We start from the raw sequence: 24,054 nt of genomic DNA, 5'->3' as shown, positions 1-24,054 counted from the left end.
CCACGTTAACCAACCACGCCTGCATGTCGCATTTACCAACCCTCATACAGGACCTCGCATTGATACTGGCCATTGCCGGCGTAACCACCCTGTTATTTAAAAAGCTGAAACAACCTGTGGTGCTGGGGTATATTCTGGCCGGTTTGCTGGTAGGACCTAATTTCTCCTTATTGCCTTCCATTTCTGACCTCGAAGGCGTGAAAGTATGGGCCGATATAGGGGTAATATTTTTGTTGTTCAGTCTGGGCCTTGAATTCAGTTTTAAAAAGCTGGTAAAAATTGGCGGCACGGCCGGCGTAACGGGCATCTTCGAGATCATTTGTATGGTGGGGTTAGGCTATTTGACCGGGCGGCTCATGGGCTGGCCGCAAATGGATTGTATATTCCTCGGGGGCATCATTGCTATTTCTTCCACCACTATAATCATAAGGGCATTTGATGAGCTGGGCGTAAAAACGCGACAATTCGCCGGTGTGGTACTGGGTGTGCTGGTAGTTGAAGACCTGATGGCCGTATTGCTGATGGTGTTGCTGTCAACGCTGGCGGTAAGCCGTGAGTCGGCCGGTATGGAGATGTTGCAGTCTGTATTAAAGCTGGTGTTCTTTTTAGTGCTGTGGTTCCTCTCCGGTATTTTTCTGATACCCGGTTTTCTACGGTGGGGCCGCAAATTAATGAGTGATGAAACCATGCTGGTGGTTGCGCTGGGTTTGTGTTTACTGATGGTGGTGGTAGCCACCTATGCCGGTTTTTCTGCCCCATTAGGAGCATTCATTATGGGCTCTATTTTGGCCGAAACAACACAGGCCGAAAAAATAGAACACCTGGTGCAACCGGTGAAGAACTTATTCGGCGCCATCTTCTTTGTATCGGTGGGTTTGCTGATTGAACCGGAGCTGTTGATGAAATACATTGGGCCGGTTTTCGTCATTTCTTTGGTGGTGATAGGAGGAAAAACACTGAATGTTACCATTGGCGCCCTGTTATCGGGTCAGCCATTAAAGCAATCGTTACAGGCCGGGATGAGCCTGGCGCAAATAGGGGAGTTCTCTTTCATTATTGCCACGCTGGGGTTAAGTTTACAGGTTACCAGCGAATATTTATACCCGATAGCCGTGGGCGTGTCGGTGATCACTACATTCACCACACCGTATATGATAAGGCTGGCTGAACCTTTTTTCAATTGGCTGGCGCCCAAACTGCCCATGAAATGGCGAACGGCTATTAACCAGTACAGTACCGGTGCGCAAACCATACAGGCCGAAAGCGACTGGCGCATTGTATTACGGCAGTATTTGTTAATGATGGCTTCCAATTCGGTGATCATTATTGCCATGATATTGTTATCGGCCACTTATTTATTGCCGGTTTTACAGGCGAATTTCTCCGGTGAACAACTACCGGCTATATTAACCGTGGCCATTACCCTGTTTGCAACCGCTCCGTTTTTCTGGGGACTGGCCATTCGCCGGTTACACTCCCTATCGTATAGAAATTTATGGCTCGATAAAAAATACAACCATGGTCCGCTGGTAATGCTTGAAGTAGTGCGAAATCTATTGCTGGTTGTGCTGGTTGGGTTTATGGTTGACCGGCTGATGAGCACCATGATTGCCCTGGTAGCCATTTTACCGGTGATCGTTATTGTATTGTTCGTATTTGCCCGGCGGTTGAATTCTTTTTATGCGCGCATCGAAAAACGGTTCTTATCAAATCTTAATCAGCGGGAGCAAATGCAGTCATCGGGCAGTGGCGACCTGTCGCCCTGGGATGCGCATATGGCGTTCTTTACCATGCCGGCCGAATCAACGGTGGTAGGCAAAGCGCTGCAGGACCTTGCCTGGCGTGAGCAATACGGCATTAATATCGCGTATATTGAACGCGGCTCAATAACCATTACTGCCCCGGCCCGGTCAGATGTGCTGTATCCTTTCGATAAAATTGCCGTGATAGGCACCGATGTGCAATTGGAGCAATTCCGCACGATACTCGACTCGGCCATTTTGCCGTCGAAGAATGGGGAGCAGGAGATCATCCTGAACAAGTTCATCGTTGATGAACACATTCCTGTGCGGGGGAAAACCCTTCGCGCCAGTGGCATCAGGGAGGCCACCAATGGCCTGGTAGTGGGTATTGAACGCAATGGCCAACGCATCCTGAACCCCGATTCCACTACCGTGTTTGAATGGGATGATATTGTTTGGATCGTTGGCGACCGCAAAAAGTTAGAAGAGCTGAAAGACAGCGGAATGAGATAAGATACTGTCCAAGGTCAGTTTTTTGGCAAGCCGGCTATAATTAAATTTATAGTAAATTTTAATTGCCATGCCAAAATTCGTTATTGAAAGGGATATGCCGGGAGTAGGCAATCTTTCACAACAACAACTACACGAAGCTGCACAAACATCCTGCAACGTTTTAATGAATATGGGCCCGCAGATCCAATGGATCCACAGCTATGTAACCGATAATAAGATTTATTGCATTTATCAGGCGCCTGATGAAGCCACTGTGAAACAGCATGCGGAACAATCTGGTTTTCCTGCCAATAAAATAAGCCGGGTGCATTCGATCATAGATCCCAGTACTGCTGAAGTGGCCGTGTGAATGTTTTATTGTTATAGGTTTATGAAGTAGGAGGTATGAAGTAGGAAGTACGCGAAATTCGAGACTCGTAACAAATAGCGATTGATTATGAGCTTCGACATTCAGCCCCTTCTTACATCTTATTTCCTACTTCTTACTTCGGTTTCTTCCCTGCCGCGAAGACCAGGGGATTAGTATTCAAACTTTCTCAACGTAGGTGCCTTAAACCACATTACCATTACCACCAGTAAGGTCATGGCGCCGCCGAAAACCACGGACGGCACGATGCCCATTAATTTAGCGGCAACGCCACTTTCAAAGTTGCCGATCTCATTACTGGAATTGATGAACATGGAGTTTACCGATGATACGCGGCCGCGCATTTCATCGGGTGTTTTTAATTGCAGAATGGTACCGCGTATCACTACGCTGATGCCATCGAGCATACCGCTCATCATCAATGCCAGGAACGATATCCAGTATACTTTCGATAACCCGAATGTAATGATACAGAGACCAAAACCAGCCACCACATACATAAGAGTAAGTCCCTGTTTTCTGCGTAGTGGGTAAAAGGTAAGGGTGAGAATAATACCGATGGAACCAATATCGGCTGCCGCGTTCAGCCAGCCAAAACCGATGGCGCCCACATGCAGGATCTCCCCGGCATAAAATGGGATCATGGCCACCGCGCCGCCAAACAATACGGCAAACATATCGACCGAAAAAGCGCCCAGCAATTCTTTTGTATTGAAAACATAGCGCAACCCATCTTTTACACTGTCCCAGGTGTTTTGTTCCTTGTTGCTATGTGCAATAGGTTTACGGTCTACCTGGTACATGGCAATACCTGCAATGGCCATATATGACATGATCAAAATAAAAGTGCCGGTATAACCGGTATAGGCGATGAGGAAACCGGCAGAAGCATGTCCTAGTACAGAAGCTGACAGCCAGGTACCTGAACTCCAGGTCACTGCATTGGGTAAAATAGTTTTGGGCACCAGTTGCGCCAGTATGGAACTGGAGGCCGGGCCCGAAAATGCCCTGAGAATGCCCGTGCAAAAAACTACCAGGTAAATAGCAAACTGAACGAAGTGTTTACCCAGGCTTACTTCGGTGTGTTGCAACGTAACGAACATGAGGGCAGCCGCGCACAAAAAATATAATAAGATGCTTCTGAACAGCAGGGTGCGTTTGTCGCTTTTGTCGACCACATGGCCCGAATACAGGGCCAGGGAAATGGCGGGAATGGCTTCTGAAAGTCCGATAAAAGCCAATGCCAGCGGACTTTTAGTGATCTGGTACATTTTCCACCAGGTTACGGTGCCAATCATGCGCATGGCCATTATAAAAAAGAACCGTTGAATAATATACAGTCGAAATTCTTTAACGCTCAATGAAACAAAGGGGCTCGAAGGATTATTGGTACCAGGATCGGTTGACATGCTATAACAATTTGATGATCAGCTAAAGTGAAAATGATCGCAAAATTAAAGGTTATTGCTTATATGTAAAGCGGCATAAAGTACAACCGGTATAAAACTGTGTGTAACTATGCTTTAAACCAGCGTATTAAATTCTAATGAAAATTTAAGGTCCATTGAATGAACCAAATTGTTCCGGTAATTGTAAAGATTGTATCCCACATATAAGTTTTTTCTGCCGTGAGAGATCTGCAAAATGCTATAATCTATCACACTGATAGAATAAATAGTTTCCGGTTGAACACATATGGAAATTATAAAAGTGGTAATTTCAACAATCTGTTTAAATACTCAAAATGGCAAGCATTATAGACCTGGTAGGCAATACCCCGATGGTAGAGATCAAGCAGCTCAATCCCAATCCGAATGTCACTATATATGCAAAGCTGGAAGGGAATAATCCCGGTGGTAGTGTGAAGGACCGGCCTGCATTGAACATGATACGGTCTGCATTGGAAAGGGGCGAAATTAAACCAGGTTCAAAATTAATTGAAGCAACAAGCGGCAACACCGGCATTGCGTTGGCGATGGTAGCCCGTTTGTTCAATCTTGATATAGAACTGGTGATGCCTTCCACTTCAACCCGCGAAAGAACGTTGACGATGGAAGCGTTTGGCGCCAAAGTAACATTGTTGGAAAGTATTGAGAAATGCCGCGATTATGCGGAAGAAAAAGCAGCCACCGGTGAATTTCATATCCTGAACCAGTTTTCAAACCCTGATAATTACAAAGCGCATTATAAGACCACGGGCCCTGAAATATGGCGCGATACCAATCAAACGATCACCCATTTTGTAAGCTCCATGGGTACTACCGGTACTATAATGGGGTGTTCCATGTTCTTTAAGGAGAAGGACCCGGCCATTCAGATCGTGGGTTGTCAACCCACCGAAGAATCATCCATACCAGGCATCCGCCGCTGGCCAAAGGAATATTTGCCAAAGATCTTTGATGCCAGCCGGGTCGACCGTATCATTGATGTATCGCAACAGGAGTCTACCATTATGACGCGGCAGCTGGCCAAAGTGGAAGGTGTTTTTGCCGGTATGAGCAGTGGGGGAGCAGCTTCGGCTGCCCTGAGGCTGGCAAAGGAACTTACGAAAGGCGTAATCGTATTTATCGTTTGCGACCGGGGCGACAGGTACCTGAGCAGTGATCTGTTTGGCTAGATACTCAGGTTAATTATGTGTGTTCATTTTTTATAATATTTGCGCGGGGTTAATGGCAGGCTTTTATCGCATGATTTTTGTTATATTTAACACAAGCCTGATTAACCTATGCAAAAATTTAAGCCGGTACTCATTGAACTGATCTGGTTGGGTCTTATTCTGAACGCAACCGTTCTGGTGACCATATTTCTTTTTGGCTGGACCTTCCTCAGCAATCATTTCGACATTCGCCTGCACGAGACCTACTTTACCATTTCTTCCTGGAAAATTGTTTTACCGTTGTATGTGTTCTTCGCTTTTTTTATTTACCTGGTAAAGGAAATAAGACATCAGTTCAGCCGCAGAGCGTCGAACATCATTATGCTTGTAGCGGGTTCCATTCTTATATTGCTGATTGCTACTATCAATAAGCAGGTGATCATTTCCGAGATAGTTTATTTCGGTGATTCCGGCGTATTTCCACCGCTGTCGGCCATGAGTGAATCGCAAATGAAAAAAGCGATCAGTCCGGCCATACACGTTATCTCCAATTCACTCACGTTCATCCAATTTATTGTTACGCTGTCCCTGTTGTATGTGGCCTTTAAAATGGGCAGGAACCATCATGCTGTCGTTCCTGTTATCAAAAATAACAACCATGCTGTGCCAGCCAATAATAATAATGTAGTGAAGCCGAAAGTACAGGCGCCCGTTCCACCAGTAAAAAAAGAGGAAAAGGTGAGCAGTAATAAGCAATGAACTTTATGGTAATGTAAAGTAATGCTGCCCCTGTTCATAATCCTGATCAAGTGCTTCGATGACAACCTGTAAATGTTTGGGGTTGCTCAGGAAATCGGCATTGCTGGCATCTATGAACAGCGTTTTGATATTGTGTTGCTTTATGTAATGCGTATAGGTTTGCTGAATATTCAGCAGGTATTCATCGGGGATGCTTTGTTCGTAGGAGCGGTTCCGCTTCTTTATATTTTGCTGCAGGCGGTTAACGGGTGCATGCAGGTAAATAAGCAGATCGGGCTGCACCAGTTGCTGGTGAATGATCTCGAACAGTTTTTGATACAGCCTGTATTCTTCTTCGGGCAGGTTGATCTTTGCAAATAACAGGCATTTGGTAAACAGGTAATCGGTAATGGTTACGCTTTGGAACAGATCGTTGGTATGGATGAGCTCTTTCAATTGCTTATAACGTTCTGCCATAAAGAACAGCTCCAACGGAAACGCATATTGTTGCGGGTTCTCGTAAAATTTGGGCAAAAAAGGATTATCGGCAAATTCTTCCAGTATCAAACGGGCATTGAAATGTTTGGCCAGCAAGTGCGCGAGCGTTGTTTTTCCTGCCCCGATATTTCCTTCGATTGTTATAAAGTGATACTTCATATTGTGAATCATGGATCCGCCTTTGCCAGTGCTTCGGCGAACAAGTGGTCAATGGTTAACAAAACGGGCTACTGCCAGTTCATCTGTACATTCCGTTAACAACTGCTCAATAGTCTTCTTAAATACGGGATGCATATAGTTGGGCGCAATCTCCTGCATGGGCACCAGCACAAACCGCCGGTTTTGCAACTGCGGATGGGGAATGGTGAGGTGCGGCTCCTGCATAATTACATCATTGTAAAACAGAATATCGATATCAATTACGCGGGGGCCGAATTTTTCGGTGCGGTGGCGGCCCATTTTCTCTTCAACCGACAAAATGGTGGTTATAAGCTCCTGTGGGGTTAAGTTGGTCATAAGGGCAAGCGCCTGGTTCAGGAACGCAGCCTGGTCGGTTTTTCCCCAGGCAGCCGTTTCGTACACGGCCGATTGTTGTATAACAGGGCCGCAGGTAGCTGCCAGCAGGTCAATTGCCTGGTGCAGGTTTTGCAACCGGTGCCCCATATTGCCGCCTATCAGTAAAAAGACTTTATTCATATATTGCATTCCCCCGAAGGGTCAAATATCTTTGAATTTCGTTTAAAATAAATTTGTTAATGAAGAGCTTTTTTAAAATATTCCTGGCCTCGTTTGTGGCATTGGTGGTGTTTTGTTTGATCATCTTTTTCGTTTTGGTGGGTATTGTGAGCGGTTTAACCGCCGACAAAAAGGTGAAAACCGGCGGCACGGCCGTATTGGTGATCGATTTGGCCCGGGATTATCCCGAGATCGGTGTGGAGAACCCGCTAGCCCGGCTGAGTAATAAAGAAGATGGTGACATACCATCCTTATACGATGTAGTGCGGCTGATTAACCATGCCAAAACCGATACGGCGATAAAAGGCATTTACCTCAAGTGCAGTAGCAATGCCAATGGTATGGGCAACAGCCAGGAGATCCGCAATGCTTTGATAAACTTCAAGACCTCAGGCAAGTTCATTTACGCGTATGGCGATGTAATTACCCAAACCGCTTATTCGGTAGGGAATGTTGCCGACAAAATATATTGCAATCCCAAGGGTGGGGTCGACTGGCGGGGTTTTGCCATTCAGATGGCCTATGTAAAAGGATTGCTGCAAAAGCTGGAAATAGAACCGCAGATCTTTTATGCCGGTAAATTCAAAAGCGCTACGGAACCTTTCAGGGAAACATCCATGACCGATGCCAACCGGCTGCAGTTATCGGTGCTGCTGAGCGATATGTATGGCCGTTTGTTACAGCAAACCGGCGAAAGACGCAAGATCGATACGGCCACGCTGCATCAATACGCCAATGACTACCGCATTCAGCAGGCAGCCGATGCCGTAACCTATAATTTGATAGATGGCCTGAAATATGATGACGAGGTAAAGGAAGAGATCGCCAAAAAGCTCGGCGGCATAAAGCTCGACAAGATCAATTTTGTTACCCTGCAGAAATACGTTAATGCAGTAGACTATAAACGCGATGGCCGCGATAAGATCGCCGTTATTTATGCCCAGGGCGATATCATCGATGGCAAAGGCGACAGGGATAGGATTGGCAGCGCCACTTATCGCGAGCTGGTGCGTAAAGCCCGCCTCGACGACAAAATAAAAGCTATTGTGCTGCGCATTAATTCGGGCGGGGGCAGCGCCCTGGCCAGTGAGAACATCTGGCGCGAACTATCCCTGGCCCGCAAAGCAAAACCTGTAGTAGTAAGCTTTGGTGATGTGGCCGCTTCCGGCGCTTATTATCTTTCGTGCAATGCCGATAGCATTTTCGCCCAAACCAATACCATTACCGGTTCTATCGGGGTTTTCACCATGCTGCCGAATATGCAGAAATTTTTTAACGAAAAGCTGGGCATCACCTTCGATGGGGTTAAAACAGCGCCCCAGGCCGACATGTTATCTGCCACCAAACCGTTAACGCCGGCGCAAAGGATCTATATGCAAAACAGTGTTGATTCCATCTATCTCACCTTTAAACAAAGAGTGGCGGAAGGCCGTAAAAAAAATGTAGGCTATATCGACAGCATTGGGCAGGGACGGGTATGGACCGGTGCCCGCGCCATAGAACTGGGGCTGGTTGACCGCCTGGGCGGTTTGGATGATGCCATTGCCTGTGCCGCCCGCATGGCCAAGGTAAGCGATTACCGTTTGCGGGAATACCCCGAACCACACAATGTGCTGGAAATGATCTTCGGTAGTTATGAGAAGGATGCCACCCATTCGGCTATGAAGGCTGAATTGGGCGAAGATGGCATGAAAACCTACCAAACCATTAAACGGGTGAAACAAATGATGGGCGTAACGCAGGCGAGGTTACCGTTTGAGATGACGATAGAATAAAAACAGTTACCGGTTGCCAGATACCAGTTGCCGGGGCGCAAATTTAGAACAGCCTGATTATTGGCGGTCATTCCGCATTAAAGTCCTGGTAACCGGAAACCGGAAACTGGTAACCTGCAATTTGTAACCGGCAACTTTGCCGATTGCCGTTTGCCGATTGCCGATTACCTTTGCGGCCTAATTCTCAACCAACTTATGTCTGGTCAATATAACCAATGGACGGCCATGTGGGCTATCAGCAAGGCCACGGTGCGGGCCATTTTTAAAAGCCCCCAGGCCATTTTCTTTAGCCTGTTCTTCCCAATTGTGCTGATCATGGTATTTGGCGCATTGGCCGGCGGTGGGGGAAAAGGGTACGATGTTGCCTTTGATGCCAAAAGCGATTCCCTGAACGAAGTGTATTTGCGCATAAAAAGCAGTCCGTTGCTGGATATTAACCAGGCCAATGAGCAGGAATTGATGGACCGGTTAAAGAAAGGCCGCATAACTGCCATTATCGACGTTAAACAAGCGAAAGGAAATACCGCCAGCCAGTATGAGATCCATTTAAAATCTACCTCAGCCAGTCAGCGCGACCTGCCTGCAGTACGAAATATCTTAAACGGCATTATAAACGAGGCTACCGCCGGTGCCGTGTCTAATAAAGTGGCTTTTATTTCAGAAGAAGTGATTCCAGGCCGTCCTTACCGCATGATCGATTTTTATTTGCCGGGTATGCTGGGTTTCTCCCTGATCGGTTCAGCCGTTTTTGGGGTTGCATTCGTTTTTTTCAGTTTACGCGAAACGCTGGTATTAAAACGCATGTTTGCCACGCCGGTACGTAAAACGTTTATCGTGCTGGGCGAAAGTTTGGGCCGCGTAGCATTCCAGTTAACCACTTCCATTGTATTGATCTTATTCGGCACCCTCTTTTATCATTTCACCCTTGCACATGGGTTCGTCACTTTCCTTGAGCTGCTGGTGCTGAGTTTTCTGGGTATTGCTGTATTTATGGGGTTTGGCTTTATCATCAGCAGTGTTGCCAAAAACCAGCATGTGATTCCCATTTATGCCAACCTGTTCATGTTCCCCCAGTATTTTTTATCGGGCACCTTTTTCCCGAAAGGACTGTTACCATCAGGTTTGCAGGCCATTATCAATTACCTGCCATTAACGGCGCTGAATGATGCCATGCGTAAAGTATCGTTCGAAGGCATGCATTTGCTGGGCGTGGGTAAGGAAATAACCATTCTTATTGTATGGTGTTTGGTGGGGTACAGCCTGTTGATAAGGATATTTAAATGGGAATAGATTTCTGATTTCGAGATTTAGAGATTTTGGGATTTATTTAATCATAAGCCTCAAGCGCAATCTCAAATCGCGAAATCCAAAAATCCCAAAATCAAAAAATTTTCATTATGCGTTTTGTGAAACTGGCCCTCATCAGTGGGGTCGTTCTTTTTATTATTGTTTATCTTTTTTCCTTAATGATACCCTCTACGGTGCGTATTTCAAGGGCGATCAGTATTTCTGCCCCCAGGGATAGTGTACTGGCGGCTGTTGCCGATATGCGGCAATGGAAACAATGGAATGTGCTGGTGAATAATTCAGATAGTAGTAATCAGCAATACACCGAAAATCAAATCTCGGGTGATCTGCTGAAAATAACGGGAAAAGGGCAGGTGGGCGATACCCTGTTCACCGAATGGCAGCAAAAGAATGCGCGGGTGCTTAACAGTGGGTTTACCTGCACCGGGGTCAATGACCAACTGGTGCTGCAATGGTATTTTGATATAAAATTACGCTGGTATCCCTGGGAAAAATTTGGTAGCATAGTTTTTGATAAGCAATTGGGGCCGCCTATGGAGAAATCGCTGGGCAATCTGAAAAAGTTGCTGGAGAAAAATCCATAATGGCCTATTTTTCATTCCTAAATTATTTAACGTATGAAGAAAGTATTGCTTTTAATTGCCATAGCACTGGTAACAATAGGCGTTCAGGCGCAGGGTGATAAATCAAAAAGACCCAGTCCGCCCGCCAAGGTAACTGAAACAACCAAGAGTGGTGTAGTGATCACCATTGATTATAGCCAGCCTTCCGTTAAAGGCCGGGAGATCGGAAAAGAAATTGCCCCTTATGGTCAGGTTTGGAGAACAGGCGCCAACGAAGCCACCGTTTTTGAAGTAAGCAAGGATGTAAAGGTGGATGGAAAGGCGCTGCCTGCAGGTAAGTATGGCCTGTACAGCATTCCGGGCAAAGACGAATGGGTGATCATCTTCAATAAAACCTGGAATCAGTGGGGTACCAAATACGCAGAAGCCGATGATGCATTACGCGTAAAGGTAAAACCCGGTAAAGCGCCTCAGTTCACTGAACGTATGACGTTCACCGTTGATAAGAGTGGTAAGGTAGCATTGTTGTGGGGAAATGAACAGGTTGCTTTCAATGTACAATAGTCCTGGTTAATTAGTTTGTTAGTTAATTTCAAACCAACTAAAGAACTAACAAACTTAAAAACTAAAAAACTTATAAGGAGCTGTCCTGAGCGTTAGCGAAGGATGGCTCTTTTTGTTGGTACCGGTTGCCGGTTACCGGATACCAGGCCCACGATGCGGAATGTTTGCCTGTAATCAACCTGCAATTAATTTAAGACCTGGTAACTGGTACCTGGTAACTGGCAACCTACCCCGATTCCCCCCAATTCTTTCCTAGTTCTGCATGGTTTAGCCGGAAGAAGAAGTATTACTATTTAGTTTAATTTTATTCCTGCATAAAGCCGCAGGTATCTGCTTTTTGTTTTGGTGTTTTGCATTTTTATGCTGAATTTGGTGTCAACTAACTGCTATGTCATGCATTACAACATTAGAAAGGATATACAATTATGGCGAATTGATCCCTGTTCCGGCAACAGCAACCAACCTGTTATTTCTACCGGAAATACATACCAACTAATTAATCCAGCCGCCTCTCCAAATCATTATCATTATTGCAATCAACCGGTTTATTGAACCCTTGCAACATCCGGTCCCTACAGCAACAACTACACGAAAAAATAATTTCAGAAACCTGTCCTTAAACCGCTTCATGGTATTTAATTATTAATTCGAAAAAAAGGATTATGACCCAATTTTTATCATTGAATGGCCGGCCAGTAAAAGCAATAGGCTTATTGCTGTTCTGTCAGCTAATGGTGAGCCTGACCCTGGCCCAGGTTCATATTAGTGGAAAGATAACCGGGACGAACAACCAGCCGCTGCCCGGTATTTCAGCAACTGTCAGGAATACCAGTTTTGGCTCAGCCTCTGATGCATCGGGTAACTTCTCCATTACTGCCCCGTTAAAACCGGGCAGCTATCAGCTTGAGTTCTCGGGTGTGGGTTTTAAAGCGATAACGCAAAACCTGCAGATCGGCAGTGCCGAAAATTATACCGTAAATATTACCATGGCCGAAGATGCCCTGGGGTTGGAAGAAGTGGTGGTTACCGGTACTTCACAGGGTACCACCCGTAAACAACTGGGTAGTTATATCAGTACCATCAAAGCCGATCAGTTGAATAAAGGTGCAACGGGTAATGTGCTGGCCGCATTACAAGGTAAAACAGCCGGTGCGCAAATCATTCAGAATTCGGGTGATCCTGCCGGTGGAATTTCTGTACGCCTGCGTGGCATTAGCTCAATAAACAGCGGTTCAGACCCCCTATATATCGTTGATGGCGTTATTGTAAACAATGCTACTAACAGGGTTACCAATACGCAGAGTGGCTACGATGGCAGTAATTTTATTGGAACCGTAGGGCAAAGCCGGATGGTAGATATAAACCCCGCCGACATTGACCATATTGAAGTATTAAATGGGGCGGCCGCTGCAGCCATTTACGGTTCGCGGGCCAATGCTGGCGTTATCCAGATATTCACCAAACGGGGAAGCACGGGAGCACCCGTTGTTAACTTTTCAACCAGCTTTATGGTTAGCCACCTGCGTAAAAAGCTCGATGTTAACGAGGCGCCGGTAAAATTTGGCGGGCCGCCTGATGGAGCGGGCGCACTTACACAGGATATTATCACTGCTGTTGGTACGCCTCCACAGTTACCCACCAATACAACGCCTGTAACCCGCTACGATTACCAGGATTATATTTTCCATACAGGTTTGGGAACCGATAACAACGTATCGGTAGCCGGTGGAAAAGATAAAACCAAATATTATACCTCGGCTTCCTATTTCTTTAATCAGGGAATTATTAAGAATACCGATTTCAGGCGTTTCAGTTTCCGTACCAACCTTGACCATGAATTTAACAAATGGGCGAGTTTTAGCGTTGGGCTCAACTATGTTAATAGCACCGCCAATGAAAAACCCGATGGCAACTCCTTCTTTTCACCTATGAACTCCGTTACCATTCTGGGCAATTTTCATAACATCTGGCAACGCGATGGTATTGGGAACTTAATGGCTGTTGGGGAACGTGGCCGTGTTAACCCGGTATCAGTGATTGAAGATTTTAAACAACGCCAGGAAACCAACCGGCTTATAGCCAGCACTTCGTTTAAACTAAAGCCGGTTAAAGGGTTGACCTTCGATTATACCCTGGGTATCGATAACTATAGCCAGCGGGGTACCACGGTAATGCCTCCATTTACTTATAACGTAAATACTGCTTTCTGGGGTGGTGGCCTTTCTTTGGATCCTACACTCAATGGATATGCCAGTACGGGTACCAATAACTTCTTCCAGATAAACAATGAAGTGAATGGTACTTACCAGTTTAATATTACCGGCGACCTCGGTTCTACTACGCAGGCTGGTTTTTCGCAACAATATGAAAAGAACGGCTATTCATTATTGCAGGGCAGGGGATTGGCTCCGTTTGTTGAAACAGCCAATGGCGCCAGCACCATTTTGCCGGGAGTAGATGACAGAAGTGAATTGTCGGTTTCCGGTGTATATCTGCAACAGAATTTTAAATTCAAAAATCAGTTGTTTGTAACCGGTGCAGTGCGAATGGACGGTTCATCGGTTTTTGGAAAGGATCAACGTAACCAGGTATATGTAAAGGCAAGTGGAAGTTATGTATTGTCTGAATCGGAGTTCTGGAATAAGCAGCCTCTATCAAAATGGTGGAACCTGGCCAAGCTTCGTATCGCTTATGGTGAATCGGGCAACCTTACCGGTATAGGACCTTATGCCCGTTTTAATTCCTATAGCACCAATGCATTTATTGGAAGAACAGCGATCTATTCAAGCAGCCAGCTGGTAAACCCGGATATAAAACCCGAACGGCAAAATGAGCTGGAATTGGGTACCGATCTGGCATTTATGAATAACAGGCTGGGACTGCAATTCAACTACTATATAAAGAAAGTAAGCGATTTGCTGATAAGCCGGGTAACGGCACCTACAAATGGCTTCTCCAGCTATCTGAATAACCTGGGTTCGCTGGAAAATAAAGGTTTTGAAATTGTACTGACCGGCACGCCGGTGAAAAATAAGGATATACGCTGGGATGTTACCGGCATTTTCAACCATAACAGGAATAAAGCGGTAAAAATAGGGCAGGCCCTCACTTTATTAAGTACCAACGCCGGCGCTCCGGTGGCCATCCTGGAAGGCCAACCGATAGGCGTATTTTACGGTACCTTCTTTGCCGTTGATGGCAGTGGTAACCAGGTCAAGAACCCCGCCGGTTTTCCGCAAATTGAAAAGGGAACCCAGAAATCGCCCATGGAGTATACCACGCAACGTGATGCCAATGGGTTGCCAACCGGTACTACATTAAGAAAGATCATTGGTAACCCGAATCCTGATTATACCGCTTCGCTGGTAAACGAAGTGAGCTATAAAAAGTTTGGCCTTCGTGTGCAGTTGGATGCTGTTCAGGGAGTAGATGTGTTCAATGCCGATTTTAGAACAAGGCAGGGTGTTGGCAATGGTAAAGTAGCCCAACAGGAAGACCTGGGCCAGGTGCCCCGTGGGTATATCAACAGTGTATACCAGATTGAGCAATGGCGTATAGACGATGGATCGTTTGTAAAGCTGCGTGAAGTGAGTTTGAGCTATAACTTTGGCAAGTTGAAATTTTTCAATGATCTAACGGTTAGCGCCAGTGGACGCAACCTGATCTCCTGGGATAATTACAAAGGATACGATCCCGAGGTAAATGCCGCGGGGCAAAGTACGGTGTTACGTGGTATTGATTTTGGCGCTGTACCCATTCCGCGCACTTTCAGTTTGAATGTAGCCGCCAAATTTTAACACCTCAAATCAGATTTTATGAAATTATACAATATAAAACGAGTACCATACTTTTTATTGTTAGCAGTACTTATACAAACTACATCCTGTAAAAAGGATTATACAGATCCAACCAAAGTGCCACAGAATGCAGCGCTGACGACTGCCAGGGGATTAACAGGTGTGGTTACCGGCCTTCACCGCGTATATACTGCCGGCCGGGCAGGTTCATTATACAACCAGGTAACGGCAGATGGCTTTGTAACCAGGTTGCTTAATATCATTAACCAGGGTAATACTGCTGAATACCAGTTATACCTTGGCGGAAACTCCGTTGACGGAACCAATACCATATTGGCCAGTTTCTGGACAAGCAGCAATAAGATAATTTATGATGCCAATAATGTAATTAAAAATGCGCCCAATTTAGCCGATCAGGGTTATGCCAGCGGATTAATTGCCTATGCCAGCATTTTTAAAGCACTGGCGCTGGGCAATATGGCTTCCTATTGGGATAATGTTCCTGACTCAATTGGCCTCAATGTTGGCTTTGTAACAAGTGCCGAAGGATTCAACAGGGCCATTGCCGTGTTGAATAATGCGCTGGCTGTTGTAAATGCAACACCCATCAGCGCTTCATTTGTATCAAATGTGCCGGCAGGTATTGATATCGTGAATACCCTGCATGCATTAAAAGCACGGTATTCCCTGAACGCAGGTAATTATGCGCAGGCGCTGTCAGAAGCCAATGCCGTTGATCTTACCAAAAAGTCGACATTTAATTTTGATGCAGTTACCCTGAATCCCATATTTGAAACGGCTACTTCTACCAACAATGTGTATCAGCCAATAGATTCTACCATGGGTTTACCGGTTGCACTTGAACCCAACCTGGCCGATAAGCGGGAGCCTTTTTATATCGCAATCAATGCTACTGTTGCACCGCGGTTTCGCATAAATGGTTTTGGTGCAGCTTTGAATTCATCGTTCCCTGTTTATTTGCCCGGTGAAATGACGCTGATCAAAGCCGAAGCCTATGCGCGTATGAGTACTCCCGACCTGGTGAATGCGCTGGTTGAGCTGAACAAGATCATTACGAAAAAACCGGCCAATGATCCCTTTGGTGTAGGGGCCGACCTGCCGGCTGATCCTGGTCCGTATACACAGGCCCAGCTACTCGACCAAATATACCGGCATCGTTGCATTGAATTGTATCTGTCGGGTTTAAAACTGGCTGATATGCGCCGGTTTAGCCGGCCAAACGGTGAGCGTAAGCGTAACTTCTTCCCGTATCCGTTCATTGAAAGGGATAATAACACCAATACCCCCGTTGATCCAACTTTTTAATTAGTCATACAACAGTTTCGTTTTAAGATGAACAACCCCGCTGTTTTTACGGCGGGGTTTTTTATTTTTTCTGTTTCTGTATGAGCTGGGTTTACTGGCAATTAATGAATATTTTTGCGCACCTATGATAAATATTTCCACTATTGGAATGGTTGCAGCTTTGTTGACCACTGGCGCTTATATTCCACAGGCATATAAGACCATTAAAACACGATCGACGAAGGACCTGTCAATTGTTACTTTTTCAATGCTTTTTGCAGGAACTATCTGTTGGTTCATTTATGGTTTGTATATTCACGATACGCCTTTGATGTTGGCCAACGGAATAACAGCCAGTTTATCAGGCATAATATTTACATTAAAGATCAAGTCTTTTGGAAAAAGAAGACGTAGATAAAATCAATACATGCAATTCAGAGAAGCCCTAATAACCGATATACCACAAATGTCAGCAGTGCGGCTGGCGGTGAAAGAAAATGTTTTATCCAATCCGGCCCTGGTGACTCAGCAGGATTATGTTGATTTTTTATCAGAACGCGGCAAAGGCTGGGTTTGCGAGATCGATGGTCAGGTGGTAGGCTTTGCCATTGGCGACCTGGTAAAAAATAATGTATGGGCCCTGTTTGTGCAGCCTGGCTACGAAGGGCAGGGCATAGGCCGGGAATTACTTATTTTACTGCTCGACTGGTATTACAGCAATACCAATGAAACCATTTGGTTAAGTACAGCACCCGATACCCGGGCTGCGACCTTTTACCGGTCGTTTGGCTGGAAGGAGGCCGGGGTGCAGCCAAATGGCGAACTGCGGTTCGAATTAACAGCTGAGGATTGGGGTGTTTAACAACCTCCTGCACCTTTTTTCCCGGCAAATGCGGATAAAATAATTTTTGGCAATTAGTAAAAAGCCTTCTTATTTTACATCGCAAAGGAAATGGTGTCTTCCTATTTGAACCGTCCCGATTCAACTCGCGACTGATGGCGCCTACAAATAGACTGGTTTATTTATTCAGTTATTAATTGTTTGTAGGCAATGAAAAAATTCTTCTATTCTTTTGAGCAGATATCTATTGTTTCTCATTTAGTTAAATGGACATTACTCGTAATTCCCATTTCGCTTACGGTTGGTTCACTCGTGGCTTTATTCCTTTGGCTGCTTGAAAAAGTGACCCAAATCAGGTGGCAGCATGAATGGTTGTTATTCTTATTGCCGCTGGCGGGTATTCCGATCTACTTACTGTACAAATACCTCGGTAAAAATTCCGATGCAGGAAATAACCTCATTATAGAGGAAATTCATCAGCCTGGCGGTGGGGTGCCCGCACGAATGGCCCCATTGGTTTTATTTACTACGGTGGTCACCCATTTATTTGGCGGGTCGGCCGGGCGGGAAGGTACAGCGGTTCAAATGGGTGGCAGCATTGCCAATTTATTTGGGCGATGGTTCAAATTAAATGAACAGGATCTGCGGATACTGCTAATGACAGGGGTGGCCGCAGGTTTTGGAGCTGTATTTGGCACCCCGGTTACCGGCGCTGTTTTTGCGCTGGAAGTGCTGGCCATCGGAGAAATGCGGTACGGTGCACTTATTCCCTGCCTTATTGCCGCCGTTTTTGCCGATATCACTACTGCTGCCTGGGGTATTCATCATACTCACTATCAAATTCTTTTTTCCGGTTCTGCCAACGACCTGCTTTCTTTTCTGCATGTTGATGTATTATTGATCGTAAAAGTTATTATAGCGGGCCTTTGTTTTGGTTTGGCGAGTTATATGTTTGCCGGGCTAATGCATACGATTAAAAATTACGCCAATCGGTTCATCCCGCGCAGCGGGATGAAATGGCTTATACCGGTAATTGGTGGTTTATTGATCATAGCACTTTGTTATTTAACCGGTACTACCGATTATACAGGGTTGGGCGTACATGGAAAAAATGCCGGCAGTGTAAGTATTGTTTCTGCTTTTCATTCAGGTGGCGCCTCTACCTGGAGCTGGTTGTTGAAAATGCTGTTTACGGCTATTACCCTTGGAATGGGATTCAAAGGCGGAGAAGTGACACCACTCTTTTTTATTGGCGCCACTTTAGGAAATACGCTGGCCGTTCTGTTTGGCGCACCGGTTGATCTGTTTGCCGGTTTGGGTTTTATTGCCGTTTTTGCCGGGGCTACCAATACACCTGTAGCCTGTACATTAATGGGGGTTGAATTATTTGGCGGAGGCAATATTCTATATTATGCCATTGCCTGTTTTACCGCTTACTATTTCAGTGGTCATTCTGGCATTTATCCGGCACAACGGGTTATGGTTGCCAAAATAACCGGTGATGCACCCCATAAAGAAGAAACGCTAAAACAAATACGCGAAAAAAGAATTGCCAAACGAAAATGGAGATGAACCTCCCTATTGTAAACTGTTCTACTCATATAACCGCTACCAGCACCTGATCAATAGCTGCATACACCTGTTGCAATTGTTCCTTCGTTATGCAATATGGCGGCATAATATATACGGTATTACCCAATGGCCGCAGGTATACACCCTGTTCCAGGGCTTTGCGCGTAAATTCCAAACCGATATTATTCAAATACCCATCGCGGCCCGATTCAATTTCAAAAGCCATAATAGTGCCTATTGAACGAAGGTTCTTTACATTTTTTGCGAACCGGGCATCGGCGCCTAACTGTTGAATGAATTGTTTATGCTGTTGGGCAATGCTGTCAATTTGCAACTGACAATCCCTTTTCAGCAACAGGTCCAGACTGGCGAGCGCTGCCGTGCAGGCAAGGGGGTTGGCGGTGAAGGAATGTCCGTGAAAGAAGGTTTTTTTCCGGTCCTCATCAACAAACGCACTATGTATTTTTGCCGTGCAGGCAGTAACGCCGAGCGCCATAGTACCGCCGGTTAATCCTTTCGAAAGGCAAATGATATCCGGCTTTTCTTCCATGTATTCGCTGGCAAACAGTTTTCCGGTTCTGCCAAAACCCGTCATCACTTCATCGGCCACACAAATTACATCGTGGGCATGGCATTGTTGCAAAAGGCTGTTCAATTCGCCGGCATCGTACATGTTCATGCCTCCGGCTCCCTGCAACAGGGGTTCGTAAATGATACAGGCCAACTCATCCCAGGAACCGTTGTACAAAGGAGCCCCGGGCACAGGCGGATCAATAAAGATCACTTCAAAGAGTTTGTCCTGGAAGGCGAGCGTGAACACGCTGCGATCGCTGAGGCTCATGGTTCCAAACGTATCGCCATGATAAGAACGGTTGAGCGCCAGGATCTTGTTCCTTTTTTTATCGCCCTTATTCCACCAGTATTGCAGGGCCATTTTTACCCCCACTTCAACAGCGGTGGAACCATTATCTGAGTAGAATATTTTACTGAATTCGCCGGGCAGTATTTCAAGCAGGCGTTCGGCCAGGCGAACAGCCGGTTCATGGGTGAACCCGGCGAAAATTACCTGTTCCAGTGTTTTGGCCTGTTCGTATATTTTTTCGGCGATATAGGCATTGGCATGGCCATGAATGGTTACCCACCAGCTGCTGATGGCATCGATATAGGTTTTTCCGTTCTCATCTATAATATACACCCCTTCACCTTTTACAACCGGAATGGGTTCGGGCATAGCCTTTTGCGGGGTATAGGGATGCCACACTACCTGTTTATCTCTTTCTGTAAGTGATGCTGCCATAAAGGGGGCAAAGGTAAGTGTTCATTGGTTTTTTAGTTCTAAGTTCTTAGATCAGTTGCCGGTTACAAGTACCAGATGCCGGGCTCAAATTAATAACAGGCTGATTTCAGGCGGGCATTCTGTAATTAAAGGCCCGGGAACCGAAAACCGGTAACTGGCGACTAACCACCGGCCACTCACCATTCGCTATCTTATATTTAAAAATCACCATATTTTCTGTTTTTTAATAGTTTTTGAAAATTGTGCAACGGTTTACCTGCTGTAGCTGTCAACCTCTATCAAGAAATGGATTATAACAGGCTGGTAAAAGATTGTTTAAAGGGGCTGCCGGAAGCCCAACGACAGCTCTACGAGCATTTTGCTGAGAGTATGTTGGGCGTTTGTTATCGTTATACCAAGTCTGTTGCCGATGCAGAGGATGTTTTGCAGGAAGGATTTATTAAAATTTTTCGTAACCTGCACCAGTTTAAATTCGAAGGCGAGCTGGGCGGATGGATCCGCCGGATAATGGTGAATACAGCATTGAATTATCTTAAAAAGAACAGCCGGTACCAAACAGATCTATCCTTTACTGAAACGAGCCTGCACCCCGTGTCAGATGATAACCCCGAAGTGACATTGCAGGCCAAGGACCTGGCTGAACTGATCCGCCAATTACCGGCGGGTTATCAGACTGTATTTAACCTGCACGCCGTTGAGGGTTTTTCTCATGTTGAAATCGGAAAATTGCTTGGTATTAACGAGGGAACTTCCCGGTCACAATATGCCCGTGCGAGAGCACTATTGATTAGCTGGTTAAAAAAAACGACCGTAGAAACAAAAAAGGAATCGTATGTCCGACCATGAATTTGAGAAACAGGTACATCAGAAGCTGGAGGAGCTGAAGTTGCGGCCTTCTGATACCGTATGGATGGAGGTGGAAAAAAATATCCGCCAGGATAAACGCCGCCGCCGCTTTTTGTGGCTGTGGATACCCGGCATCTTTATATTCTTAACTACAAGCGCTTATCTTCTCTATCGTTATACCAATAATCAACCGGCTACGATTGCTCAGGCTGTTCCTGTATTATCAAACCAAACCATTGCTGAATCATCGACCAATTCTACTCAAACAACAACCCCTATACAACCTGCTTCCCAAAACAATCTGCCAGCTTCCGGCAATGCGGCTACCCGGTCATTACCGCAAACACAGGAAACAAAGGCTGCTTCTGTAACCGCTGTACCAACTGATCAACAACCGGCCATTGCTGTTACCTCAACAAACGCCACTAACAGGAAAGAAACAATCGGGTTCCATAATAAAAAGGCTGTTCACAAGCCACAGACTGCCTACGATCTTGAAATGGGATCGTTTGTAAGCAGGCCTAACAAGGTGAATACCCATAAAAAAAGTGGGAACAGAAAAAGAGATGCAGTACAACCAGTGGCTGTTAACCATAGCGAAAACGTTCAGCAACCGCTTATGGCAACCACTGAGGCTGCTCAACAGGAGCAACATGAATTGACCGCCACCGTGCCTGCAAAGGCAATTGAGGCGGAAAGGTCCATTGTCACCAACAAAGCTGCAGTAACACCTTTTAACACTCAATCGTTGTTACTGGCGCCCGATTCAGCAGGCTCCCACACCGCTACTGCCACGCCCATTCAACGCAACCGGCCATCTTTGTGGCATTGGGGTGTGGTAACCGATGCGGGCTATTCGCGCATTTCTGAAAACAAACTGTTTCAATTGCGGGGATTGCTGGGTAAAGATAAATACCTGGCCGAAGATCTGTCGGCCCGAAGTGATGTTCCCGGCACCAACAGTTCAGCATTCATCAATTATCAGGGGTCCAGTACTTCAGCGGCGGCATCTAAAAAAACTGCATCACCCATTCAGGCCGATTTTTCTTTTTCAGCCGGTGTTTTTGTGCAACGCACATTATCGCCCCGGCTAAAATTATCGCTTGGCCTTGAGTATTCTTATATGAGCGTGAATACCCAGGTAGGGCAAAAGGTAGATGCGCCCATCGTTGTGAATATGGGTACTTCTATGGTTGATACGGTTCGGCAGTATTATAAGATCCCCGGCTACGAAGGTTCAGGCGTTAATGGCAGTAACTACCAAAGCACCTTTTACAGTCAAACTTACAGGTATCGTTTTCATTACATAGAAATTCCGCTGACCGTCAACTGGCAGGTGAATAAGGGAAGAAGATTACCACCAATTGTATTTGAAGGCGGTGTATCCTATGCGCGCCTGCTTACAGTGAATGCGTTGCATTACGAAGGGATAAAAGGCGTTTACTATCAGAATGACGATCTTTTCAATAAAACCCAGTTCAATTTTTTAACCGGGTTAAGTGTTGGCTTACTACAACGAAGCAAACATCCGATCTGGATTGGTCCTACCCTGCGTTATTCACTCAATGGACTGGTTAAAAAAGAAGTATCAACCGGGCAATACCTGTGGTCAACGGGTATCAGCGTAAAAATGTCTTTGGGCAGGTTATAAAAGTTTTCTGCAAATTACCTTGATGAGGCAACGCTTGTTTCAGCTGGTTTGTCAGTTAACAAAACGCTAAACTCATGAAACAGCATCCTGCATTGACACTACAGTTAATGGTGACTGTAATGCTGTCTTTTCTTTTAACTAACTGCGATAAAGAAAAAGCCACCCAAACAAATATCTGGTATACGCCCAATTACAAATCACTTACCGAAGTGCGGGCCGAAATGGTAAGCAGTGCAGCCAGGGGTTTGAAGAACCCCGGCAAAATATACATATTCGGAAATTACATTTTCCTGAGCGAAACAAATGAAGGCATCCATATTATTGATAACAGTTCGCCTACAGCGCCAAAGAACATCGCCTTTATTCCCGTTCCCGGCAACGTTGACCTGGCGGTAAAAGATAATACCCTTTATGCCGATTCGTACAGTGACCTGGTAGTTTTAAATATCAGTAACCCCCTGGCAGTCACTGCCAAAAAGTTTTTCGATAACATGTTCCCTTATCGAAATCCATATTACAATTATAGAGGTAACAGCAGGCCGGCCAATACTGATTCTATAAAAGTGGTCGTAGGCTGGACGAGGCACGAATCTACTATCGACTATGATCCTGATCAACGTTATAACGGTCCTATGTATTTCGATTATCTGGCAGTGGCCAATGCCGCACAATCAAACAGCACCAAGACGGGTACAGGCGGTTCCATGGCCCGGTTCACCCTCATGAACAATTATATGTACACTGTGTCTAACAGTGAACTGTATGCCTTTGATATTTCGGTTCCACAGGACCCTCACCTGGTAAAACAAGCTAACATCGGTAACTGGAATATTGAGACCATCTATCCGTTCAAAGATAAATTGTTCATTGGGTCAACTAACGGTATGTACATCTATGATGTATCAACCCCCGGCAACCCGGTGCAACAGGCCCAGTTCGCGCATGCGCGCAGTTGTGATCCTGTGATTGCAGATGGTAACACCGCCTTTGTAACCCTGCGTTCCGGTACTACCTGTAATGGGTTTACCAACCAGTTGGATGTAATTGATGTTTCTAATGTTTTAAAACCAGTTTTAATAAAAAGCTACGGCATGACCAACCCGCATGGTTTGGGAAAAGATGGAAATAAATTATTTATCTGTGATGGCAAAGATGGTATTAAAGTGTATGATGCGGCAGATGTAAATAATGCGAAATTGATAAAACGGATAACCGGTATGGAAAGTTATGATGTGATCGCTACAAACTCGAGGGCGTTGGTAGTGGCGAAAGATGGGCTGTACCAGTATGATTATTCAAAGATCGACATCAGGTTACTCAGCAAAATAGGTTTGGAATAATCATCC

20 protein-coding genes and 1 riboswitch are annotated in these 24,054 nt (G+C 45.6%); of the genes, 16 read left to right on the top strand and 4 right to left on the bottom strand.

Annotated elements, in window-relative coordinates; all coding sequences use genetic code 11:
• The first annotated feature begins 23 nt into the window (after window positions 1–23).
• Together A3860_RS23780 and A3860_RS23775 are read left to right on the top strand one after the other, a co-directional pair.
• Window positions 24–2,255, top strand: a complete 2,232-nt coding sequence (locus A3860_RS23780) for a cation:proton antiporter domain-containing protein (protein WP_081150685.1) — start codon at window positions 24–26, stop codon at window positions 2,253–2,255.
• A 67-nt stretch (window positions 2,256–2,322) separates the two neighbouring features.
• A complete protein-coding gene (locus A3860_RS23775; protein WP_081150682.1) occupies window positions 2,323–2,604 on the top strand; it encodes a DUF4242 domain-containing protein in 282 nt (93 codons plus the stop codon).
• Window positions 2,605–2,774: 170 nt separating this feature from the next.
• Here the strand turns inward: A3860_RS23775 and A3860_RS23770 are convergent, their stop codons facing one another.
• Entirely contained in the window at window positions 2,775–4,031 is a 1,257-nt protein-coding gene (locus tag A3860_RS23770) for an MFS transporter (protein WP_081150680.1), read from the bottom strand.
• Between the two features lie 335 nt (window positions 4,032–4,366).
• Here A3860_RS23770 and cysM point away from each other — a divergent pair, with 335 nt between their 5' ends.
• Together cysM and A3860_RS23760 are read left to right on the top strand one after the other, a co-directional pair.
• Entirely contained in the window at window positions 4,367–5,239 is an 873-nt protein-coding gene (gene cysM / locus A3860_RS23765; RefSeq protein WP_081150678.1) for a cysteine synthase CysM, read from the top strand.
• Window positions 5,240–5,347: 108 nt separating this feature from the next.
• Window positions 5,348–5,977: a hypothetical protein gene (locus A3860_RS23760; protein ID WP_081150676.1), complete on the top strand. Its 630-nt coding sequence runs from the start codon at window positions 5,348–5,350 to the stop codon at window positions 5,975–5,977.
• Window positions 5,978–5,980: 3 nt separating this feature from the next.
• Here the strand turns inward: A3860_RS23760 and A3860_RS23755 are convergent, their stop codons facing one another.
• The gene (locus tag A3860_RS23755; RefSeq protein WP_245843606.1) at window positions 5,981–6,625 is read right to left on the bottom strand and encodes a deoxynucleoside kinase; all 645 of its coding nucleotides are present in this window, start codon (window positions 6,623–6,625) and stop codon (window positions 5,981–5,983) included.
• A gap of 36 nt (window positions 6,626–6,661) precedes the next feature.
• Window positions 6,662–7,150: a 2-amino-4-hydroxy-6-hydroxymethyldihydropteridine diphosphokinase gene (folK, locus tag A3860_RS23750; RefSeq protein WP_245843605.1), complete on the bottom strand. Its 489-nt coding sequence runs from the start codon at window positions 7,148–7,150 to the stop codon at window positions 6,662–6,664.
• Between the two features lie 59 nt (window positions 7,151–7,209).
• Between folK and sppA the strand changes: the two genes are divergently transcribed.
• The 9 genes from sppA to A3860_RS23705 all read left to right on the top strand — a co-directional run bounded on the left by sppA (window position 7,210) and on the right by A3860_RS23705 (window position 18,914).
• Window positions 7,210–8,964: a signal peptide peptidase SppA gene (gene sppA / locus A3860_RS23745; RefSeq protein WP_081150672.1), complete on the top strand. Its 1,755-nt coding sequence runs from the start codon at window positions 7,210–7,212 to the stop codon at window positions 8,962–8,964.
• A gap of 195 nt (window positions 8,965–9,159) precedes the next feature.
• The gene (locus A3860_RS23740; RefSeq protein ID WP_081150670.1) at window positions 9,160–10,254 is read left to right on the top strand and encodes an ABC transporter permease; all 1,095 of its coding nucleotides are present in this window, start codon (window positions 9,160–9,162) and stop codon (window positions 10,252–10,254) included.
• Between the two features lie 107 nt (window positions 10,255–10,361).
• Window positions 10,362–10,856, top strand: coding sequence for an SRPBCC family protein (locus tag A3860_RS23735; RefSeq protein ID WP_081150668.1), 495 nt, complete (start codon window positions 10,362–10,364; stop codon window positions 10,854–10,856).
• Between the two features lie 33 nt (window positions 10,857–10,889).
• Window positions 10,890–11,399 carry a DUF2911 domain-containing protein gene (locus tag A3860_RS23730; RefSeq protein ID WP_081150666.1) on the top strand — a complete coding sequence of 170 codons (510 nt, stop codon included), beginning with the start codon at window positions 10,890–10,892 and terminating at the stop codon, window positions 11,397–11,399.
• A 662-nt stretch (window positions 11,400–12,061) separates the two neighbouring features.
• A complete protein-coding gene (locus A3860_RS23725) occupies window positions 12,062–15,196 on the top strand; it encodes a SusC/RagA family TonB-linked outer membrane protein (RefSeq protein ID WP_081150664.1) in 3,135 nt (1,044 codons plus the stop codon).
• A gap of 18 nt (window positions 15,197–15,214) precedes the next feature.
• Window positions 15,215–16,522: a RagB/SusD family nutrient uptake outer membrane protein gene (locus A3860_RS23720; RefSeq protein WP_081150662.1), complete on the top strand. Its 1,308-nt coding sequence runs from the start codon at window positions 15,215–15,217 to the stop codon at window positions 16,520–16,522.
• A 124-nt stretch (window positions 16,523–16,646) separates the two neighbouring features.
• Entirely contained in the window at window positions 16,647–16,919 is a 273-nt protein-coding gene (locus A3860_RS23715) for a SemiSWEET family sugar transporter (protein WP_245843604.1), read from the top strand.
• 9 nt (window positions 16,920–16,928) lie between these two features.
• Window positions 16,929–17,363: a GNAT family N-acetyltransferase gene (locus A3860_RS23710; protein ID WP_081150660.1), complete on the top strand. Its 435-nt coding sequence runs from the start codon at window positions 16,929–16,931 to the stop codon at window positions 17,361–17,363.
• A 77-nt stretch (window positions 17,364–17,440) separates the two neighbouring features.
• A riboswitch (Fluoride riboswitch) is annotated at window positions 17,441–17,514 on the top strand.
• Between the two features lie 38 nt (window positions 17,515–17,552).
• Window positions 17,553–18,914: a voltage-gated chloride channel family protein gene (locus A3860_RS23705; RefSeq protein WP_081150658.1), complete on the top strand. Its 1,362-nt coding sequence runs from the start codon at window positions 17,553–17,555 to the stop codon at window positions 18,912–18,914.
• Window positions 18,915–18,939: 25 nt separating this feature from the next.
• Here the strand turns inward: A3860_RS23705 and bioA are convergent, their stop codons facing one another.
• Window positions 18,940–20,211 carry an adenosylmethionine--8-amino-7-oxononanoate transaminase gene (gene bioA, locus A3860_RS23700; protein ID WP_081150656.1) on the bottom strand — a complete coding sequence of 424 codons (1,272 nt, stop codon included), beginning with the start codon at window positions 20,209–20,211 and terminating at the stop codon, window positions 18,940–18,942.
• Between the two features lie 285 nt (window positions 20,212–20,496).
• Between bioA and A3860_RS23695 the strand changes: the two genes are divergently transcribed.
• The 3 genes from A3860_RS23695 to A3860_RS23685 all read left to right on the top strand — a co-directional run bounded on the left by A3860_RS23695 (window position 20,497) and on the right by A3860_RS23685 (window position 24,048).
• Entirely contained in the window at window positions 20,497–21,057 is a 561-nt protein-coding gene (locus tag A3860_RS23695; RefSeq protein ID WP_081150653.1) for an RNA polymerase sigma factor, read from the top strand.
• Complete coding sequence (locus A3860_RS23690; protein WP_081150650.1) at window positions 21,044–22,708, top strand: outer membrane beta-barrel protein; 1,665 nt, start codon at window positions 21,044–21,046, stop codon at window positions 22,706–22,708. Before A3860_RS23695 ends, A3860_RS23690 begins: the two co-directional genes overlap by 14 nt.
• 74 nt (window positions 22,709–22,782) lie before the next feature.
• Window positions 22,783–24,048 (top strand): LVIVD repeat-containing protein, encoded by a 1,266-nt coding sequence (locus tag A3860_RS23685; protein ID WP_081150648.1) that lies wholly within the window; start codon window positions 22,783–22,785, stop codon window positions 24,046–24,048.
• The last annotated feature ends 6 nt before the right edge of the window (window positions 24,049–24,054 follow it).

The sequence above is a fragment of the Niastella vici genome (genome assembly GCF_002077945.1).
Taxonomy (GTDB): domain Bacteria; phylum Bacteroidota; class Bacteroidia; order Chitinophagales; family Chitinophagaceae; genus Niastella; species Niastella vici.
The sequence above is the reverse complement of the archived record's forward strand: the minus strand, read 5'-3'. Positions and strand labels throughout refer to the sequence as shown.

What these genes read in the sequence shown, in the direction of transcription:
- A3860_RS23780 (WP_081150685.1), top strand. Translation starts at nt 24, where the DNA reads ATGTCGCATTTACCAACCCTCATACAGGACCTCGCATTGATACTGGCC.
- A3860_RS23775 (WP_081150682.1), top strand. Translation starts at nt 2,323, where the DNA reads ATGCCAAAATTCGTTATTGAAAGGGATATGCCGGGAGTAGGCAATCTT.
- A3860_RS23770 (WP_081150680.1), bottom strand. Translation starts at nt 4,031, where the DNA reads ATGTCAACCGATCCTGGTACCAATAATCCTTCGAGCCCCTTTGTTTCA.
- cysM (WP_081150678.1), top strand. Translation starts at nt 4,367, where the DNA reads ATGGCAAGCATTATAGACCTGGTAGGCAATACCCCGATGGTAGAGATC.
- A3860_RS23760 (WP_081150676.1), top strand. Translation starts at nt 5,348, where the DNA reads ATGCAAAAATTTAAGCCGGTACTCATTGAACTGATCTGGTTGGGTCTT.
- A3860_RS23755 (WP_245843606.1), bottom strand. Translation starts at nt 6,625, where the DNA reads ATGATTCACAATATGAAGTATCACTTTATAACAATCGAAGGAAATATC.
- folK (WP_245843605.1), bottom strand. Translation starts at nt 7,150, where the DNA reads ATGAATAAAGTCTTTTTACTGATAGGCGGCAATATGGGGCACCGGTTG.
- sppA (WP_081150672.1), top strand. Translation starts at nt 7,210, where the DNA reads ATGAAGAGCTTTTTTAAAATATTCCTGGCCTCGTTTGTGGCATTGGTG.
- A3860_RS23740 (WP_081150670.1), top strand. Translation starts at nt 9,160, where the DNA reads ATGTCTGGTCAATATAACCAATGGACGGCCATGTGGGCTATCAGCAAG.
- A3860_RS23735 (WP_081150668.1), top strand. Translation starts at nt 10,362, where the DNA reads ATGCGTTTTGTGAAACTGGCCCTCATCAGTGGGGTCGTTCTTTTTATT.
- A3860_RS23730 (WP_081150666.1), top strand. Translation starts at nt 10,890, where the DNA reads ATGAAGAAAGTATTGCTTTTAATTGCCATAGCACTGGTAACAATAGGC.
- A3860_RS23725 (WP_081150664.1), top strand. Translation starts at nt 12,062, where the DNA reads ATGACCCAATTTTTATCATTGAATGGCCGGCCAGTAAAAGCAATAGGC.
- A3860_RS23720 (WP_081150662.1), top strand. Translation starts at nt 15,215, where the DNA reads ATGAAATTATACAATATAAAACGAGTACCATACTTTTTATTGTTAGCA.
- A3860_RS23715 (WP_245843604.1), top strand. Translation starts at nt 16,647, where the DNA reads ATGATAAATATTTCCACTATTGGAATGGTTGCAGCTTTGTTGACCACT.
- A3860_RS23710 (WP_081150660.1), top strand. Translation starts at nt 16,929, where the DNA reads ATGCAATTCAGAGAAGCCCTAATAACCGATATACCACAAATGTCAGCA.
- A3860_RS23705 (WP_081150658.1), top strand. Translation starts at nt 17,553, where the DNA reads ATGAAAAAATTCTTCTATTCTTTTGAGCAGATATCTATTGTTTCTCAT.
- bioA (WP_081150656.1), bottom strand. Translation starts at nt 20,211, where the DNA reads ATGGCAGCATCACTTACAGAAAGAGATAAACAGGTAGTGTGGCATCCC.
- A3860_RS23695 (WP_081150653.1), top strand. Translation starts at nt 20,497, where the DNA reads ATGGATTATAACAGGCTGGTAAAAGATTGTTTAAAGGGGCTGCCGGAA.
- A3860_RS23690 (WP_081150650.1), top strand. Translation starts at nt 21,044, where the DNA reads ATGTCCGACCATGAATTTGAGAAACAGGTACATCAGAAGCTGGAGGAG.
- A3860_RS23685 (WP_081150648.1), top strand. Translation starts at nt 22,783, where the DNA reads ATGAAACAGCATCCTGCATTGACACTACAGTTAATGGTGACTGTAATG.